Genomic DNA, 15,645 nt, shown 5'->3' on the forward strand with positions numbered 1-15,645 from the left:
TGCCGAAGCACCGGCGCCGGCCAGGCCGCGGGTGCAGGTCGCCACCGCCGCACCGCGTGCGCGGGCTTGCGTGGGCGTGATCGCGGGCGTGCAGCGCACGCAGGAATGCCTGTGAGCGCGCCATGGACTTTCGCCATCACGCCTGGGCGCTATCGCTGGCCGCCGCGCTTGCGCTGACGCCGGCCGCGCCGCTGCGAGCTGCGGCACCGGCACCGGCGCCAACGTCTGGCGAGGTTGCCGGCCTGCGCTGCACCGGCCAGGCGGCGCAGCCGGGCAGCCTGTCGCTGCAACTGGGGAAGTCCACGCTGGTGCGCATGCCGGAGGCGGTGCAGGCGCGCAGCGTCGGCAATCCCGCCGTGCTGCAGGCCATGCTGGTGGCGCCGGACACGCTGTACGTGGTGGGTGTCGACATCGGCAGCAGCAATATGATCGTGCAGGGCCGCAGCGGCTTGTGCAACGTGATCGAGGTGGTGGTCGGTATCGATCCCAGCGCCTTGCAGCAGGCGCTGGCCGCGCTGCTGCCGGACCAGAAGGAGATCCAGGTCAGCGCCGCCGGCGACACGCTGGTCCTCAGCGGCACCGTCGACGATGCGCCGACCGCCGCGCGCGTGCTGGAGCTGGCCACCGCCTTCGTGCGCCGTCCGGCCCAGGCGCTGGACGGCGCCCGGCGCGAAGACGCCGCAGCGATGCAGAACGCCGGCGCCGTCGCTGCGCAGGCCAGTACCCGCATCGTCAACTTCCTCAACATCGGCGCGCCGCAGCAGGTGATGCTGGAGGTGAAAATCGCCGAAGTCTCCAAGTCGCTGCTGGAAAGCCTGGAAGCGAATGTGGCGCTGAGCTTCGGCGGCGGCAGCTGGGCCGGCGCGCTGAACACCAGCTTTGTCAGCGGTACGCTGAAAGGCCTGCTCAATATCGGCAAGCCTGGCGGCCGCCAGGCCGGCATCGCCGCCGACAAGCAGGATGCGCTGGTGCGCATGCTGGCCGAGCCGACGGTGATGGCGATCAGCGGCCAGGAGGGCAGCTTCCTGGCCGGTGGCCGCATCTTCATCCCGGTCGCGCAGGACAACAACAAGATCACGCTGGAGGAAAAGGAGTTCGGCGTCGGCCTGCGCTTCACGCCCACCGTGCTGGCCGGCGGCCGCATCAACCTGCGCGTGGCGCCGGAAGTATCCGAAATTTCGCGCGAGGGCATCGGCATCTCCGCGTCCGGCATTTCCGGCACCTCGATCCTGCCGCTGTTCACCACGCGCCGCGCCGCCACCACGGTCGAACTGTTCGACGGCCAAAGCTTCGCCATCGGCGGGCTGATTAAAAACAGCGCCACCTCGAATATCCACGGCCTGCCCGTGCTGGGCGAAGTGCCGATCCTGGGCGCGCTGTTCCGCAGCACAGACTTCCAGCAGGACCGCACCGAGCTGCTGTTTGTCGTCACCCCGCACTTGGTGCGCCCGCTGCCGGCCGGCTACCGGCTGCCCACGGACGGCGTGACCTTGCCCAGCCGCGCAGGCCTGTTCCTCGGCGGCCGGCAGGAAGGTCCGCCGCCGGAGCCGGGTACGGAACGCAAATAACCAGGGAACCATCATGCGCCATCTTTTGATCCTGCTGGCGGCAGCCGCGCTGTGCGCCTGTGCCGACACCACGCCGAAATTCGACAGCCGCTTCGGCGTCGACACGCGCCTGACGCTGGCGCAGCAGATCCTGCATCCGGACGCCGGCGCCAACACCGATCCGGTGGACGGAATGGACGGCCGCAGCGCGCGCGCCGCCTACGAGCGCTATCACAAAGCCAGCGGCGAACAGCCGCAGGCGCCCATCATGAGCGGGAGCGCCAAATGAAAGCGCTCATGGTCAGTAAGGATAGCCTGCTGCACGCGGAGATCGCCGCGCAAGGCTCGGCGCGCATGCCTGCGGTGCAGCTGGTGGCGTCGCGCAACGGCCTGCGCGACGCCGTCGAACGCCAGTTGCCGGAGATGCCGGAGCTGGTGGTGCTGGACGCCAGCGACATCGCGGCCGAGGAGGGCGAGCTGGTTGAACGCCTGAGCAAACAGTATCCGGGTGCTTCCTTCATGCTGCTGACGCGCGATCCGCAGCAGGATCTGCTGATACGCGCCATGCGCGCCGGCATGCGCGAGGTGCTGCAACTGCCGCTGGTGCACCGCGCCTTCCACGAGGCCATGGACCGCATCGAAGTGGCGGCGGGCCTGAGTCCCGTCCGCGAAGGCAAGGTGCTGGCCTTCATCTCCTGCAAGGGCGGCAGCGGCGCGACCTTTTTGTCGACCAATTTCGGTTTCGCGCTGGCGGCGCTGGCCGACAAGAAGGTGCTGCTGATCGACCTGCATGGCCAGTTCGGCGACGCCACGCTGTACGTCTCCGACCAGAAGCCGGCGATGACGCTGTCCGATATCTGCGCCCAGATCAGCCGCATGGACGGCGCCTTCCTCGACTCCTGCCTGGTGCACGTGGCCTCCAACTTCGGCGTGCTGGCGGCGGCGGATGATCCTAACCGCACGGTCGACATGAAGCCCGAGCACATGGACAGCATTCTGCGCGTGGCGCGCCAGCATTACGACTTCGTGATCCTCGACGTGGGCCGGCAGATCGACGCCATCTCGCTGCGCGCGCTGGACCAGGCGGACACCATCTACCCGGTGCTGCAACTGGCGCTGCCGGACATCCGCGACGGCCGCCGCCTGCTCGATATTTTCCGCTCGCTCGGCTATCCGAGCGAGCGCACCCGCTTGATCGTCAACCGCTACGAGAAGGGCGGCAAGCTGCGCCTGATGGATCTGGAGCAGGCGCTGGGCGCGGACGTGGTGCACACGGTGCCCAATGATTACCTGTCGGCGACGGACTCGGTCAACCAGGGCATACCGGTGCTGCAACTCTCGCGCAGCAGCGCGGTGGCGCGCAGCCTGGCGGAACTGGTGGAACTGGTGGCGGCGCGCCGCGTCGCCGAGAGCAAGGGCCTGTTCGACCGTATCTTCGGCCGCAACGATGGAGGATGAGATGAGCTTACGCGAACGCCTGTCCAACGCAGACGAGGGCCGCAACAGCGCCAACGGCCCGCCGGGCCTGGCCGCTGCGGCCTACCAGGAGCTGAAGAAGAGCATGCACCAGACCATCCTCGACCGCATCGACCTGGAACGCCTGAAACGCCTGACGCCGGAGCAGTTCAAGCACGAGCTGGCGCTGCTGGTCCAGCGCATCATCGAGGAAGAGCGCATCGTGCTCAATCAGCACGAGCGGCACAATCTGGTGCTCGACATCCAGCACGAGATGCTGGGCTTCGGCCCGCTGGAACCGCTGCTGGCCGATCCCGGCGTGTCGGACATCCTGGTGAATACGGCGGCCAGGGTGTACGTCGAACGCGCCGGCAAGCTGGAACTGACCGAAGTCGCCTTCAACGACAACGCGCACCTGATGAAGATCATCGAGAAGATCGTCTCGCGCGTGGGGCGGCGCGTGGATGAATCCAGTCCGATGGTGGATGCGCGGCTGCCGGACGGTTCGCGCGTCAACGCCATCATCCCGCCGTTGGCGATCGATGGGCCGATCCTGTCGATCCGCCGCTTCGCCGTCAACCCGCTCAGCATCGAGAACCTGCTGGAGTATCGCAGCCTGACGCCGCCGATGGTGCAGGTGCTGCAGGCGCTGGCGCAGGCCAAGATCAACATCCTGGTCTCCGGCGGCACCGGCTCCGGCAAGACCACCTTGCTGAACGTGCTGTCCGGCTTCATTCCCGCGCACGAGCGCATCGTCACCATCGAGGATGCGGCGGAGCTGGCGCTGCGCCAGCCGCACGTGGTGCGGTTGGAGACGCGGCCGCCCAACATCGAGGGCAAGGGCGAGGTGAATCAGCGCTCACTGGTGCGCAATGCGCTGCGCATGCGGCCGGACCGCATCATCCTCGGCGAGGTGCGCGGACCGGAGGCGCTCGACATGCTGCAGGCGATGAACACCGGCCACGAAGGTTCACTCGCCACCATCCACTCCAACACGCCGCGCGACGCCTTGTCGCGGCTGGAGAACATGGTCGGCATGGCCGGCGTGAACCTGACGCCGCGCGCCACGCGCCAGCAGATCTGCTCCGCCGTCACGGTGGTGATGCAGGTGTCGCGCCTGACGGACGGCGCGCGCAAGCTGGTCAGCCTGCAGGAAGTCACCGGCATGGAGGGCGAGGTGATCGCCATGCACGAGATTTTCCGCTTCGAGCAAAAAGGTGTCGATGCGCGCGGCGCGGTGCAGGGCAGCTTCTACGCCACCGGCGTGCGGCCGCGCTTTGCCGACCGTTTGCGCATGTTCGGGGTGGCGGTGCCGGACAGCGTGTTCGATCCCGACAAGATCTACGAGTGACGCCATGGACAGCATCTTCACCGCTTTCGCCGTGCTGCTGTTTGCGGCCGTGATCCTGATGCTGGAGGGCGCCTGGCTGTGGTGGTCCGGTGCGCACGGCCGCGCCGCGCGCCGCATCGCCAAGCGCCTGCGGCTGATGGCCGGCGCCGGCGATGGCGGCATCGAACGTATCGACATACTCAAGCGCCGCAGCTACAGCAGCAATCCGACGCTGGAAAAGCTGCTGCGCCGCGTTGCCAGGCTGGCGTCTCTGGACCGCCTGTTGATGCAGGCCGGCGTGCGCTGGTCGGTGGCGCAGTTCCTCGGCGCAGCGCTGGCGATGGTGATCGCCGGGCTGCTGCTGCCGCGGATGATCGGCATGCCGTTCCTGCCGGCCGCCGGCATGCTGGCGCTGGTCGCCAGCCTGCCATGGCTGCTGTTGTTGCGCATACGCGGCGCGCGCCTGCGCAAGCTGGAAGAACAGTTGCCGGAAGCGGCCGATTTCCTTGCGCGCGCGCTGCGCGCCGGCCACTCCTTCGCCAACGTGATGCAAATGGTCGGCGAAGAGCTGCCCGATCCCATCGCCGCCGAATTCAAGTTCGCCTACGAGGAAATCAACTACGGCGTGCCGATGAACGAAGCCCTGCACAACCTGGCGCTGCGCGTGCCGCTGACCGACCTGCGCTACCTGGTGATCGCGGTGCTGATACAGCGCGAATCGGGCGGCAACCTGGCCGAGGTGTTCGGCAGTATCAGCCGCTTGATCCGTTCGCGCCTGAAGCTGCTGGCGCAGGTGCGCGTGATGTCAGCCGAAGGCCGCATGTCGGCCTGGATACTGGGTCTGCTGCCGCTGGGCGTGACGCTGCTGATGACGCTGTCCAATCCGGCGTATGTGAGCGTGCTGTGGACCGATCCTGTCGGCGTCAAGTTGATGTGGTACGCGTTTGCGGTCGCGATGTTGGGCGTGCTGTGGATGCGCAAGCTGATACGCATCCGCGTGTGAAGGAGAACGGCATGGATGGCGCGCAGATTCTGTTCCTGGCGATTGTGTTTCTGGTGGCTGCCGGCATAGCGGTGGCGGCATTGATGATGTTCTCGCCGATCGCACTGCGCGAGCGCCTGAGCGACGTGGTGGAGCCCACCGAGGCGGCGCCCGATCCGGTGGGCGGCGGCTGGGTGGAGAAGGTGGCGCAAGCGGCGCAACCGTTTTCGCGCCTGTCGCTGCCGGAGCAGGGCTGGGAAAGGTCGCCGCTGCGCGCCCGCTTCATGAATGCCGGCTGGCGCAGCGCTGCGGCGCCGTCGCTGTATTTCGCCGCCAAGACGCTGTTGGCCCTGGGCTTGCCTTCGGCCCTGGCGCTATGCGGCCTGCTGACGCTGGAGTCGGCGCACAAGCTGTTCCTGTACCTGTTGCTGCTGGTGGCGGGTATCGGCTATTACCTGCCGAATGCGGTGCTGTCGCATATGGCGGCAGTGCGCTGCCGTGAGATCTTCGAGAATTTCCCCGATGCGCTGGATCTGCTGACAGTGTGCGTGGAGGCGGGCCTGAGCCTGGAGCGCGCGCTGGCCAAGGTGGCGGGCGAGATTCACATCAAGAGCATGGCGCTGGCGCAGGAGCTGCAACTGGTGCTGATGGAGATGCGCGCCGGCTTCACCAAGGAACGCGCCTTGCGCAACCTGGCCTTGCGCAGCGGCGTGGAGGATGTGGATACGCTGGTGGCGATGCTGATCCAGTCGGAGCGCTTCGGCACCAGCATGGGCGATTCGCTGCGCATCCATTCCGACAACCTGCGCAGCAAGCGCAGCGTGCTGGCCGAGGAAGCCGCCGCCAAGATCGCGCTGAAGCTGCTGTTTCCGCTGATCTTCTGCATTTTTCCGACGCTGATGCTGGTGCTGATCGGGCCCGCAGGCATCCAGGTCTTCCGCATGATACAGGCGCATTAGGAGCTCACGATGAAGAAACTACTTCTCGCGGCGGGCGTTCTGCTGGCGGCATGCAGCGGCGCACGCGTGGAACAGGCGATGGACGATCCGCTCACGCCGCTGGAGCGGGCGTGCCTGCGCGAGCCGCTCGATCCGGCGCCGTGGGAACAACTGGCCGCCGCGCTGTCGGCGGCAGGGCAGCGGGAACGCGCCGCCGCCATGTATCTGCAGGCAGCCTCGCTGCGCCGGCACGATGTGCGGCAGGACTACGCCATCATGAAGCAGGCGCGCGACGCAGCCCTTGCCGATGTGCCGCGCACGCAGGTCAGACGCCTCGGCCCGGCGCTGGTGGAGGTGCAGCGGATCTCGGCCGGCGGCAGCGGGACGCCACCGGCGCCGATGCCGGTGCGGCTTGAGATCAGCAACGGCAACGGCGTCGTCGGCGCCGCCGCGCGGCTGGCGCGCGTGCTGGAGGCGGACGGCGTGAAGACCGTGCGCCTGTCGAACCTGCGGCCGTTCGTGGTGCCGCTCAGCCGCATCGAATATCCACGCGCGCAGCAGGCGACGGCGCAGGCGCTCGGCAAGCGGCTTGGCCTGCCGTTGCAGCAGCGTCGCGCCGCACCGGCCTACGCCGACCTGCGCATCGTGCTTGGCCACGACATCGGCGCGCTGAAATAAAAAAACCGTCCAGGAGGGATCGCCTCCCGGACGGTAAAAAACACACCCATGTGTTTCCTGCTGTGCCGGTGCTCACACCGGCGCATTCCTTACTGCCAGCTCACGCTGCCCATGCCGCGGGCGCTGGCGTTACGACTGGCCGGGTTGCCATACACCTTGGCCGAACCCATGCCGGTTAATTTCAGATTGGCGCTGGTCTTCGCATACACCGTGGCGCTGCCGAGGCCCGTCATGTTGACGTCGATGGCGTCGGCGCGCAGCTGTTCCGCGTCCAGGCTGCCCACGCCGCCAAGGCTGGCGTGCAGTTGTTTGGCCTGGCCGATGATCTCGATCCGTCCAGCGCCGTTCAGTTGCAGCTCGACGTTGTCGCTGCTGCCGCCGTTGACGGTCATGCCGCCCACGCCACCCAGCCGCACGTCGAGATTGCGATACTGTGCGTCGACCTTCACCGAGCCCGCACCTTCCAGTGCCAGGCGCAGACTGTCGCCGTTAAAACCGCTCACTTCGGTGGCGCCCACGCCGCCGGACGTCAACGCGCGCAGTGTCGGCAGCGTCAGTTCGGCGCGCAGTTCGCGCTTGTTGCCAAAGTTAATCGTGTTCATTTTCCTGGTGCCGATGTGCAGCGTGTCACCGCTTTGTTCGACCACCACTTTCCTGATCGCTTCCGGTTCACCGTAGATCGTCAGCCCCGCGACCGGACCTTGCCTGACCTTGATGCTGATCACGCCGTCCAGTTCCACCTTGACGGTGCGCGCATCGACGCTGCGGCTCTCGCTGATGCTGTCGTCGGCCAGGGCGGCGTGTGCGCCGCTGCTCAGTGCCGCCGCCAGCATCGCGGCCTTCAGGTAGGTTTTCATCATGCGCTCCGTCGTGGTTGGCATTACAGGGCTGCTTTTTCTTCGGCGGTCAGGCGCTTGGCGGTGACGGTCACGGTAGGCATCGTGGTCGCTTCCGCTTTGACGGCGATGACTGCCGGCGCCTCGACGGCGGCGGTGGCGAAGGAAGTCGCGCTGGCGATGACGATGGCGGCGACGAAGATGGCTTCCATGTTTTTTGCGATGTTCATTTTGAGCTCCTTGTGGGGGGTTGGTTCGTTGCGTTGAGTGAACTATAGACAAGGGCTAACCGTCCATCCACCGGGATGTGACGAACTGCAAAAAACGGGGGACAGGATGCGTTTTAAGGGTGCGAATCCGCGCCGCACAGCAGGTGTCCGCTGGCGGCGTACACGCCGGACAGCCAGGCGGACACGGTTTTGAAGCGGGCGATGCTGCCGGCGTCGCGATGGCTGAGCAGCCAGATGTCGCGCAGCACCTCGACCTTGGCGCCGATGCGCTGCAGTCCTTCCTGTTGGCCCATGCTGCAGGGCAGCAGCGCCATGCCGACGCCGGCGCGGCAGGCGCGCACCATCGTGCTCAGGCTGTTGACCTTGAGGACTTTGCGCGGCTGCGGACTCATGCCGGCCAGCCATTGCATCTCGGCGGTGCCGGCCAGCGCGTCGTCATAGGCGATCCACGGCTGCGTGCCCCAGCAGGCGCGCGGCGTGTCGGCGAACTTCGGGTGGCCGTAGACGGCAAAGCCGAGTTCGCCCAGTTTGCGCATCACCAGCGCCGCATCCTCGCCGGGCTTGCCCAGGCGCAGGGCGAAGTCGGCTTCGCGGCGGGTGAAGGAGAGATTCTGGTTTTCCGCCTGCAGCGTCAGTTGCAGGTGCGGATGCTGGGCGTGCAGGGCGGGCACGTGTTCCAGCAGCCAGTAGTCGAACAGGAAATCGATGGAGGTGAGGTTGACCGGCCCGGCGGTGGCGTCGGCCTCCTGCGACGAGGCTTGCAGCATGCTCTGGACATTGCCGTACACCGCTTCGCCGTGCTCGACGAAGACCTGGCCGGCGTCGGTCAGCTGGTAGCCGGTGTTGTCGCGGATGAACAGGCGCAGCTTCAGCGCCTTTTCGGCGGCGGCGATGCGGCGGCTGATGGTCGAGGCGTCCACGCCCAGTTGGCGGCCGGTGGCGCTCATGCTGCCGCTGCGGGCGAGCGCGAGGATCAGCGGGATGTCGTTCCAGTCGAAGTCGTTGCTAGTGGGCATATCGGGGGCTGCATTTTTGCAAAGTGGCCTTGCAGTGTTGTCTGTTCCGCAAAGTTTGGGCGAGGGCTAAGATGCATTCCATCGCAGCTGCAGAACGAAACGACTGTAGCACACCACTGGTTATTTATACATCGTCTATAAGGAAGAACATCATGAACACCGCCAACCTGTCCCGTCGCAACGCACTGTTCAACTCCGCTGGCGCTGTCGCCGCCGCCGTGGCCCTGCCGCTGGCCGCCCTGGGCACCGCCGACGCGCAAGCCGCGGTCGCCAAGGGCGGCCCGGTCAGCAAGACCGCCAGCACCATCACCACCCGCGACGGCGTCGAGATCTACTATAAAGACTGGGGCCCGCGTGGCGGCCAACCGGTCGTCCTGAGCCACGGTTGGCCGTTGAGCTCGGACAGCTGGGAATCGGCCGCGTTCTTCCTGGCCAATAACGGCTTCCGCGTCATCACCCACGACCGCCGCGGCCACGGCCGTTCGAGCCAGCCCTGGGACGGCAACGACATGGACCACTACGCCGACGACCTGGCGCAGGTCATCGAAGCGCTGAACCTGAACAACATCATCCTGGCCGGCTTCTCGACCGGCGGCGGCGAAGTGGCGCGCTATGTGGGCCGCTACGGCACCAAGCGCATCGCCAAGCTGGGCCTGATCTCGGCGGTGCCGCCGCTGATGCTGAAAACCGCCGACAACCCAGGCGGCCTGCCGATCGAAGTGTTTGACGGCATCCGCGCCGCCTCGGTCAAGGACCGCGGCCAGCTGTACCTGGATCTGGCGTCGGGCCCGTTCTACAACTACAACCGTGCGGGCGCCAAACCGTCGCAAGGCATCATCCAGGCCTGGTACGCCCAGGGCATGCAGGGCGGCTTCAAAAACACCTACGACTCGATCAAGGCGTTCTCGGAAACCGACTTCCGCGACGACCTGAAAAAGTTCGACAAGCCGACCCTGGTGATCCACGGTGAAGACGACCAGATCGTGCCGATCGACGCCGCCGGCCGCGCCTCGGCCCAGATCGTCAAGCACGCCAAGCTGATCACCTACCCGGGGGCGCCGCACGGCCTGACCGAGACCCACAAGGACAAGTTCCACGCCGACTTCCTGGCCTTCGCCAAGTCGTAATCCCCGCCAAGGCCCCATCCGGGGCCTTTTTTTACATAACCATGCATAGCGATACATTAATTTACGCATTGGTCCTTGTAACTGTTCGTAAAGTGTGGTTTGCAGCGCACAATTTCAAATTGCAAGATGTTTATTTTGCGGCCGCCCGGGCGCGCTGCCGGCGCGCCGTGGCGGCGTCGCCAATCGTTAAGTTAGATTCATATTGCCGGGAGATCGCCGTAAGAAGCTGAAAATTACCTTGTTGTGGTTTTGCAACATTGGCAGTGGCGATGGGCTTGTTGACCGAGGATGTGGAAGAAACCCGCATTGACGCAATTTTCGACGGGTGTTTCCATGATCCCGCTTGAGAAAAATTGCATTTCTCAACAATCACCATTCAAAACAAAAAGCCACTTCAGGGAGCAGTTCATGATGAAAGAAACAGTACTGGCGCGTTCGGTGCGCCAGATGTTTGCAGGCGGTCTCGCCATCGCCACGCTGGGCATGATGGCCCAGGTTCAAGCACAGGAAGCCCAGGCGCCAATCCAGCGCGTGGAGATCACCGGTTCCAGCATCAAGCGCGCAACCGCCGAGACCGCATCGCCGGTGCAGGTGATTTCCCGTGATGACCTGATGAAGTCGGGCAAGGCCACCGTGGCCGACTACCTGCAGACCCTGACCGCTGACGGCGCCGGCTCGCTGCCGACCGGTTTCGGTAACGGTTTCGCCGCTGGTTCGACCGCCATTTCGCTGCGCGGCCTGGGTGCGACCTCGACCCTGGTGCTGCTGAACGGCCGCCGCATGGCGCCATTCGCCCGTGCCGATGACGGCCAGAAGAGCTTCACCGACCTGTCGACCGTGCCGATGCAGATCGTCGAGCGCATCGAGATCCTGAAGGACGGCGCCTCGTCCACCTACGGCGCCGACGCGATCGCCGGCGTGGTCAACATCATCCTGCGCAAGGACTTCACCGGCCTGACCTTCAAGGCCGACACCGGCGCCTCGCGCTACAGCGACGCCCAGCAGCACAAGGCATCGGTCACCTACGGTAAAGGTTCCCTGGACGAAGACAAGTACAACTTCGTGGTCAACGCCGAGTACTTCAAATCCGACCCGCTGATGAACAGCGACCGCAAGGACCGCGCCTACATCGGCAAGGGCGACCTGCGTCCATACGGCTACCCGATCGGCACCCAGTTCGCCTCCGGCTACATCAGCGGCAACAACAACGCCGCCGCCAGCCCGGTCGGCGCGATCCGCAATCCGACCACGCTGGACTACGTGTCGCTGCCAGGCTGCTCCAAGCTGTCGACCGCGTCGCCGCAAGATCCAAAAGGCGGCTGCCTGTGGTATCAGGACCAGTTCCGCTCCATGCAGCCGAACATCGAAGGCGTGAACCTGTACAGCCGCGGCACCTGGCAGATCAACGAGAACACCCAGGCCTACGCGGAAGCCGGCTACTCGCAGCGCAACACCTCGTTCACGCTGACCCCGCCGTCGATCACCCCGACCGTGGCCTTCCCGCCGAACGCGGCCAACCCGACCGGCGTGATCAACTACGGCTCCGGCGCCGGCACCACCATCGTGCTGGCCCCAAGCCATCCGCAGAACCCGTTCGGCGCCGCCGCCCGTGTGCGCTACAGCGCGTTCGACGTCGGCCCAAGCACCCGCGCCGTGGACAACACCTTCACCCGTTTCGTGGTCGGCCTGAAAGGCTCGGCACTGGGCTGGGACTACGACACCGGCTTCACCCACTCCGAGTCCAAGCTGGACCTGGACTACAGCAATATGCTGAACATGTCGGTGGTCAAGGCGGCGCTGGGCGATCCGACCAGCAAGTACTTCCCGTACTACATCGGCGACCAGGCCTACAAAAACCCGGCCTCGCTGTACGCCGCCATGGTGACCCATGCTTATTCGCATTCGACCACCAAGCTGGACATCGTTGACTTCAAGGCCACCCGCTCGCTGATGACCTTGCCAGGCGGCGACCTCGGCCTGGCAGTCGGCGCGGAACACCGTCGTGACAAGCTGTCGAACCCATCGCTGTCTGGCACCGAAAACGGCACCATCAACGCCAGCTACGTGGCGGCCTTCGGCGACACCAAGGTGTCGGCGGTCTACGCCGAATTGCTGGCGCCGGTATTGCAAACCGTCGAGCTGTCGGCTGCCGTGCGTTACGACAAATACGACCACTTCTCGTCGACCACGCCGAAAGCCGGCGTGAAATGGACCCCGGTGAAGAGCTTCGCCCTGCGCGGCACCTACTCGGAAGGCTTCCGTGCGCCAGGCCCTGCGGAAAGCAGCGCCCTGTCGCAATCGACCGGCACCTCGACCGTGCGCGATCCGATCCGCTGCCCGAACGGCACCCCGCTGCCAGGCGCGACCTCGACCGACTGCGCGGCTTCCGTCGCGGCGGTGAAGATCGGCGATCCTAACCTGCGTCCGGAAACCTCGAAAGGCCTGACCCTGGGCCTGGTGTGGGATCCGCTGAACGACCTGTCGCTGTCGCTGGACGGCTGGAAGATCAAACGTTCCGACGAGATCAACCCGCTGCCGTACAACGAAGCAGCAGCGCTGCCGACCGCGATCCGCGCCGACAACAACCTGGTGGGTGCTGACGGCAAAGTCATCCCGAACAGCGGCACGCTGCTGATCACCAAGGCGCCTTACCGCAATTCCAGCTTCACCGAAGTCAAAGGTGTCGACCTGGATGTGAAACAGCGTCTGCGCCTGGGCGACTACGGCCGCGGCAGCGTTGGCCTGACCTGGACCCACGTGGCATCGTGGGTACGCGCCGAGTCCGCCACCGTGCGTTACCAGTTCGCTGGCACCCACGGCAACTGCGACACCTCGAACTGCGCCGGTACGCCGAAAGACAAGATCAGCGTCAACGCATCGTGGGATCCTAGCCAGGCCTGGAACTTCAGCGCCATCGCCAACTACCGTTCGGACATGAAAAACGTCCTGTTCGAAGGCGACCTGTGCGCATCGAAACTGGCCAGCGGTGCTGACGCACCGAACGGTTGCAAAATCGCTTCGTTCACCACGGTTGACCTGTCGACCCGTTGGAACGTGAACAAGCAGTTCCAACTGTTCGCTTCGATCAACAACGTGTTCGACAAGGTTGCCCCGCTGGATCCACTGACCTACGGCGGCATGAGCTACAACCCGATGGATGCGAGCGGCGCAATCGGCCGTTACTTCAAAATCGGCGCCAGCTACAAGTTCTTCTGATAGCTGCACATGCCGGGGTCTGGCCCCGGCATGTGATGGAAAGGGCGGTGAGCGATCACCGCCCTTTTTTTTATTTTAAAAATTGCTTGCTATTGAATAGCGTGCGATATATATTGAGCACATGGACAGCGCAACATTGTCCGGCAAGACCTTAAAACATAGTTCACTACTAAATCGCTAATTACTGAATGGAGTCCATCATGAGCAAAGAAAACCAAGACCAAGCTGTCAGCCTGTCGCGTCGTTCCGCAATGTTCAGTGGCGCCGGCGCCGCAGCCGCCGCTGTCGCCGTGCCGCTGGCCGCGCTGGCTGGCGGCAGCGCGCAAGCTGCTCCAGTGGTGAACGGCAAGGGTGCGGTCGCCAGGACCGCCAGCACCATCACCACCCGCGACGGCGTCGAGATCTACTATAAAGACTGGGGCCCGCGCGGCGGCCAACCGGTCGTCCTGAGCCACGGTTGGCCGTTGAGCTCGGACAGCTGGGAATCGGCAGCGTTCTTCCTGGCCAATAATGGCTTCCGCGTCATCACCCACGACCGCCGCGGCCACGGCCGTTCGAGCCAGCCCTGGGACGGCAACGACATGGACCACTACGCCGACGACCTGGCGCAGGTCATCGAAGCGCTGAACCTGAACAACATCATCCTGGCCGGCTTCTCGACCGGCGGCGGCGAAGTGGCGCGCTATGTGGGCCGTTACGGCACCAAGCGCATCGCCAAGCTGGGCCTGATCTCGGCGGTGCCGCCGCTGATGCTGAAAACGGCCGACAACCCAGGCGGCCTGCCGATCGAAGTGTTTGACGGCATCCGCGCCGCCTCGGTCAAGGACCGCGGCCAGCTGTACCTGGATCTGGCGTCGGGCCCGTTCTACAACTACAACCGTGCGGGCGCCAAACCGTCGCAAGGCATCATCCAGGCCTGGTACGCCCAGGGCATGCAGGGCGGCTTCAAAAACACCTACGACTCGATCAAGGCGTTCTCGGAAACCGACTTCCGCGACGACCTGAAAAAGTTCGACAAGCCGACCCTGGTGATCCACGGTGAAGACGACCAGATCGTGCCGATCGACGCCGCCGGCCGCGCCTCGGCCCAGATCGTCAAGCACGCCAAGCTGATCACCTACCCGGGTGCGCCGCACGGCCTGACCGAGACCCACAAGGACAAGTTCCACGCCGACTTCCTGGCCTTCGCCAAGTCGTAATGCAGTAATAAAAAAAACCCGCTGATTCAGCGGGTTTTTTTTGCCTCAAGCCAGTTGCTTGTGAAGGAAGTCGGTGGTGCGCTGCCACGCCAGTTTGGCGGCGGCCGCATCGTAGCGCGGCGTGGTGTCGTTGTTGAAGCCGTGCTCGACGCCAGGGTAGACGTGGTACTCGTAATGCACGCCGGCCTCTTTCAGGGCTTTCTCGTAGGCCGGCCAGCCGGCGCGGATGCGTTCGTCGTTGCCGGCGTCGTGAATCAGCAGTTGCGCCTTGATGCGCGTCGCATCGTCGGCCTTCGGCTGCGCACCGTAGAACGGCACCGCCGCCAGCAAATCCGGCAGCTGCGTCGCCAGGTAGTTGGCGATGCCGCCGCCGTAGCAGAAGCCCACCACGCCCAGCTTGCCATTACCTTCCGGCAGCTGCTGCAGCCAGCGCGCGGCGGTGACGAAGTCGACGCGGGTCTTCGGCTGGTCCAGCTTGCCGAACAGCTCGCGCGCCTTGTCCTCGTCGCCGGGATACCCGCCCAGCGTAAACAGCGCGTCCGGTGCGAAGGCGATGAAGCCGTCGACCGCCAGGCGGCGCGCGATGTCCTCGATGTGCGGATTCAGGCCGCGATTCTCATGCACCACCAGCACCGTCGGCAGCTTGCCCTTGGCGCCGGCAGGGGAGGCCAGGTAACCGCGCACCTTGCCATTGCCCTGCGGCGACGGCAGCTCGACGTAGCGCGTGACGATGCGCTTGTCTTCCGGCGTGACCAGCGGCGCGGCAAAGCTCGGGCTGAGGGCGCTGAGCAGACCGGCCGCCGTCGTGCCGCCCACCGCGTAACGCGTGGCCGACGACAGGAAATCACGGCGGTTGATGCCGCCGTGGACATACTGGTCAAACAGCTTCAGAACTTCCGGATCAAAATCAGCGGCGGTCTTGCGGGTCATCTGGTGTCTCCGTCAAAAGTAAGGATCAGGGACGTGTAGCCTAGCAGGTCTACTGGAGATCTGCGCGCGGCAAGGTTGTTAAAGCGGCAGAAGATTCCAGAAAAATCTCGTTTTTATTTAAAAAAATAGTCGTACAATCAAAGACTTGTAATGATCGTAAA

Annotated in this window: 15 protein-coding genes; 10 read left to right on the forward strand and 5 right to left on the reverse strand. The window is 65.1% G+C overall.

Annotation, left to right across the window (positions count from 1 at the left end; all coding sequences use genetic code 11):
- Positions 1–122 precede the first annotated feature (122 nt).
- Genes GJ695_RS19350 through GJ695_RS19380 form a run of 7 tightly spaced genes read left to right on the forward strand, consistent with a single transcriptional unit; the run spans position 123 to position 6,930 of the window.
- Entirely contained in the window at positions 123–1,568 is a 1,446-nt protein-coding gene (locus GJ695_RS19350; RefSeq protein ID WP_154367583.1) for a type II and III secretion system protein family protein, read from the forward strand.
- A gap of 13 nt (positions 1,569–1,581) precedes the next feature.
- Positions 1,582–1,836, forward strand: a complete 255-nt coding sequence (locus GJ695_RS19355; RefSeq protein WP_154367585.1) for a hypothetical protein — start codon at positions 1,582–1,584, stop codon at positions 1,834–1,836.
- Positions 1,833–3,005, forward strand: coding sequence for a CpaE/TadZ family protein (locus GJ695_RS19360; RefSeq protein WP_154367587.1), 1,173 nt, complete (start codon positions 1,833–1,835; stop codon positions 3,003–3,005). Before GJ695_RS19355 ends, GJ695_RS19360 begins: the two co-directional genes overlap by 4 nt.
- A gap of 1 nt (position 3,006) precedes the next feature.
- The gene (locus GJ695_RS19365; RefSeq protein ID WP_154367588.1) at positions 3,007–4,353 is read left to right on the forward strand and encodes a TadA family conjugal transfer-associated ATPase; all 1,347 of its coding nucleotides are present in this window, start codon (positions 3,007–3,009) and stop codon (positions 4,351–4,353) included.
- A 4-nt stretch (positions 4,354–4,357) separates the two neighbouring features.
- The gene (locus tag GJ695_RS19370; RefSeq protein WP_154367590.1) at positions 4,358–5,335 is read left to right on the forward strand and encodes a type II secretion system F family protein; all 978 of its coding nucleotides are present in this window, start codon (positions 4,358–4,360) and stop codon (positions 5,333–5,335) included.
- 11 nt (positions 5,336–5,346) lie between these two features.
- A complete protein-coding gene (locus GJ695_RS19375; RefSeq protein WP_154367591.1) occupies positions 5,347–6,273 on the forward strand; it encodes a type II secretion system F family protein in 927 nt (308 codons plus the stop codon).
- Between the two features lie 9 nt (positions 6,274–6,282).
- On the forward strand, positions 6,283–6,930 hold the full coding sequence (locus GJ695_RS19380; protein WP_154367593.1) for a LytR C-terminal domain-containing protein: 648 nt from the start codon (positions 6,283–6,285) through the stop codon (positions 6,928–6,930).
- Between the two features lie 89 nt (positions 6,931–7,019).
- Here GJ695_RS19380 and GJ695_RS19385 read toward each other — a convergent pair whose 3' ends face one another.
- From GJ695_RS19385 to GJ695_RS19395, 3 genes are all read right to left on the reverse strand, one after another.
- Entirely contained in the window at positions 7,020–7,811 is a 792-nt protein-coding gene (locus GJ695_RS19385) for a head GIN domain-containing protein (RefSeq protein WP_229260291.1), read from the reverse strand.
- Positions 7,811–7,996: a hypothetical protein gene (locus tag GJ695_RS19390; RefSeq protein WP_154367595.1), complete on the reverse strand. Its 186-nt coding sequence runs from the start codon at positions 7,994–7,996 to the stop codon at positions 7,811–7,813. Before GJ695_RS19390 ends, GJ695_RS19385 begins: the two co-directional genes overlap by 1 nt.
- Positions 7,997–8,109: 113 nt before the next feature.
- Entirely contained in the window at positions 8,110–9,012 is a 903-nt protein-coding gene (locus GJ695_RS19395) for a LysR family transcriptional regulator (RefSeq protein ID WP_154367596.1), read from the reverse strand.
- A 152-nt stretch (positions 9,013–9,164) separates the two neighbouring features.
- Between GJ695_RS19395 and GJ695_RS19400 the strand changes: the two genes are divergently transcribed.
- Complete coding sequence (locus GJ695_RS19400; RefSeq protein WP_154367599.1) at positions 9,165–10,139, forward strand: alpha/beta fold hydrolase; 975 nt, start codon at positions 9,165–9,167, stop codon at positions 10,137–10,139.
- 130 nt (positions 10,140–10,269) lie between these two features.
- On the opposite strand, the gene GJ695_RS19405 is transcribed toward GJ695_RS19400, so the two are convergent.
- Positions 10,270–10,515, reverse strand: coding sequence for a hypothetical protein (locus GJ695_RS19405; RefSeq protein WP_154367601.1), 246 nt, complete (start codon positions 10,513–10,515; stop codon positions 10,270–10,272).
- 32 nt (positions 10,516–10,547) lie between these two features.
- Between GJ695_RS19405 and GJ695_RS19410 the strand changes: the two genes are divergently transcribed.
- Both GJ695_RS19410 and GJ695_RS19415 read left to right on the forward strand, forming a co-directional pair.
- Positions 10,548–13,355 (forward strand): TonB-dependent receptor, encoded by a 2,808-nt coding sequence (locus tag GJ695_RS19410; protein WP_229260290.1) that lies wholly within the window; start codon positions 10,548–10,550, stop codon positions 13,353–13,355.
- 200 nt (positions 13,356–13,555) lie between these two features.
- Positions 13,556–14,554, forward strand: coding sequence for an alpha/beta fold hydrolase (locus GJ695_RS19415; protein ID WP_154367603.1), 999 nt, complete (start codon positions 13,556–13,558; stop codon positions 14,552–14,554).
- A 45-nt stretch (positions 14,555–14,599) separates the two neighbouring features.
- Here the strand turns inward: GJ695_RS19415 and GJ695_RS19420 are convergent, their stop codons facing one another.
- Positions 14,600–15,484 (reverse strand): dienelactone hydrolase family protein, encoded by an 885-nt coding sequence (locus GJ695_RS19420; protein ID WP_154367605.1) that lies wholly within the window; start codon positions 15,482–15,484, stop codon positions 14,600–14,602.
- Between the last annotated feature and the right edge of the window lie 161 nt (positions 15,485–15,645).

Origin of the sequence: Duganella alba, from assembly GCF_009674495.1 — a bacterium.
Lineage (GTDB): Bacteria > Pseudomonadota > Gammaproteobacteria > Burkholderiales > Burkholderiaceae_D > Rugamonas > Rugamonas alba.

Excerpts from the sequence above, each read along its gene's own strand:
- GJ695_RS19380 (WP_154367593.1), top strand. The coding sequence starts at position 6,283 with ATGAAGAAACTACTTCTCGCGGCGGGCGTTCTGCTGGCGGCATGCAGC.
- GJ695_RS19415 (WP_154367603.1), top strand. The coding sequence starts at position 13,556 with ATGAGCAAAGAAAACCAAGACCAAGCTGTCAGCCTGTCGCGTCGTTCC.
- GJ695_RS19410 (WP_229260290.1), top strand. The coding sequence starts at position 10,548 with ATGATGAAAGAAACAGTACTGGCGCGTTCGGTGCGCCAGATGTTTGCA.
- GJ695_RS19400 (WP_154367599.1), top strand. The coding sequence starts at position 9,165 with ATGAACACCGCCAACCTGTCCCGTCGCAACGCACTGTTCAACTCCGCT.
- GJ695_RS19355 (WP_154367585.1), top strand. The coding sequence starts at position 1,582 with ATGCGCCATCTTTTGATCCTGCTGGCGGCAGCCGCGCTGTGCGCCTGT.
- GJ695_RS19365 (WP_154367588.1), top strand. The coding sequence starts at position 3,007 with ATGAGCTTACGCGAACGCCTGTCCAACGCAGACGAGGGCCGCAACAGC.
- GJ695_RS19405 (WP_154367601.1), bottom strand. The coding sequence starts at position 10,515 with ATGGTGATTGTTGAGAAATGCAATTTTTCTCAAGCGGGATCATGGAAA.
- GJ695_RS19420 (WP_154367605.1), bottom strand. The coding sequence starts at position 15,484 with ATGACCCGCAAGACCGCCGCTGATTTTGATCCGGAAGTTCTGAAGCTG.
- GJ695_RS19385 (WP_229260291.1), bottom strand. The coding sequence starts at position 7,811 with ATGCCAACCACGACGGAGCGCATGATGAAAACCTACCTGAAGGCCGCG.
- GJ695_RS19395 (WP_154367596.1), bottom strand. The coding sequence starts at position 9,012 with ATGCCCACTAGCAACGACTTCGACTGGAACGACATCCCGCTGATCCTC.
- GJ695_RS19375 (WP_154367591.1), top strand. The coding sequence starts at position 5,347 with ATGGATGGCGCGCAGATTCTGTTCCTGGCGATTGTGTTTCTGGTGGCT.
- GJ695_RS19360 (WP_154367587.1), top strand. The coding sequence starts at position 1,833 with ATGAAAGCGCTCATGGTCAGTAAGGATAGCCTGCTGCACGCGGAGATC.
- GJ695_RS19370 (WP_154367590.1), top strand. The coding sequence starts at position 4,358 with ATGGACAGCATCTTCACCGCTTTCGCCGTGCTGCTGTTTGCGGCCGTG.
- GJ695_RS19390 (WP_154367595.1), bottom strand. The coding sequence starts at position 7,996 with ATGAACATCGCAAAAAACATGGAAGCCATCTTCGTCGCCGCCATCGTC.
- GJ695_RS19350 (WP_154367583.1), top strand. The coding sequence starts at position 123 with ATGGACTTTCGCCATCACGCCTGGGCGCTATCGCTGGCCGCCGCGCTT.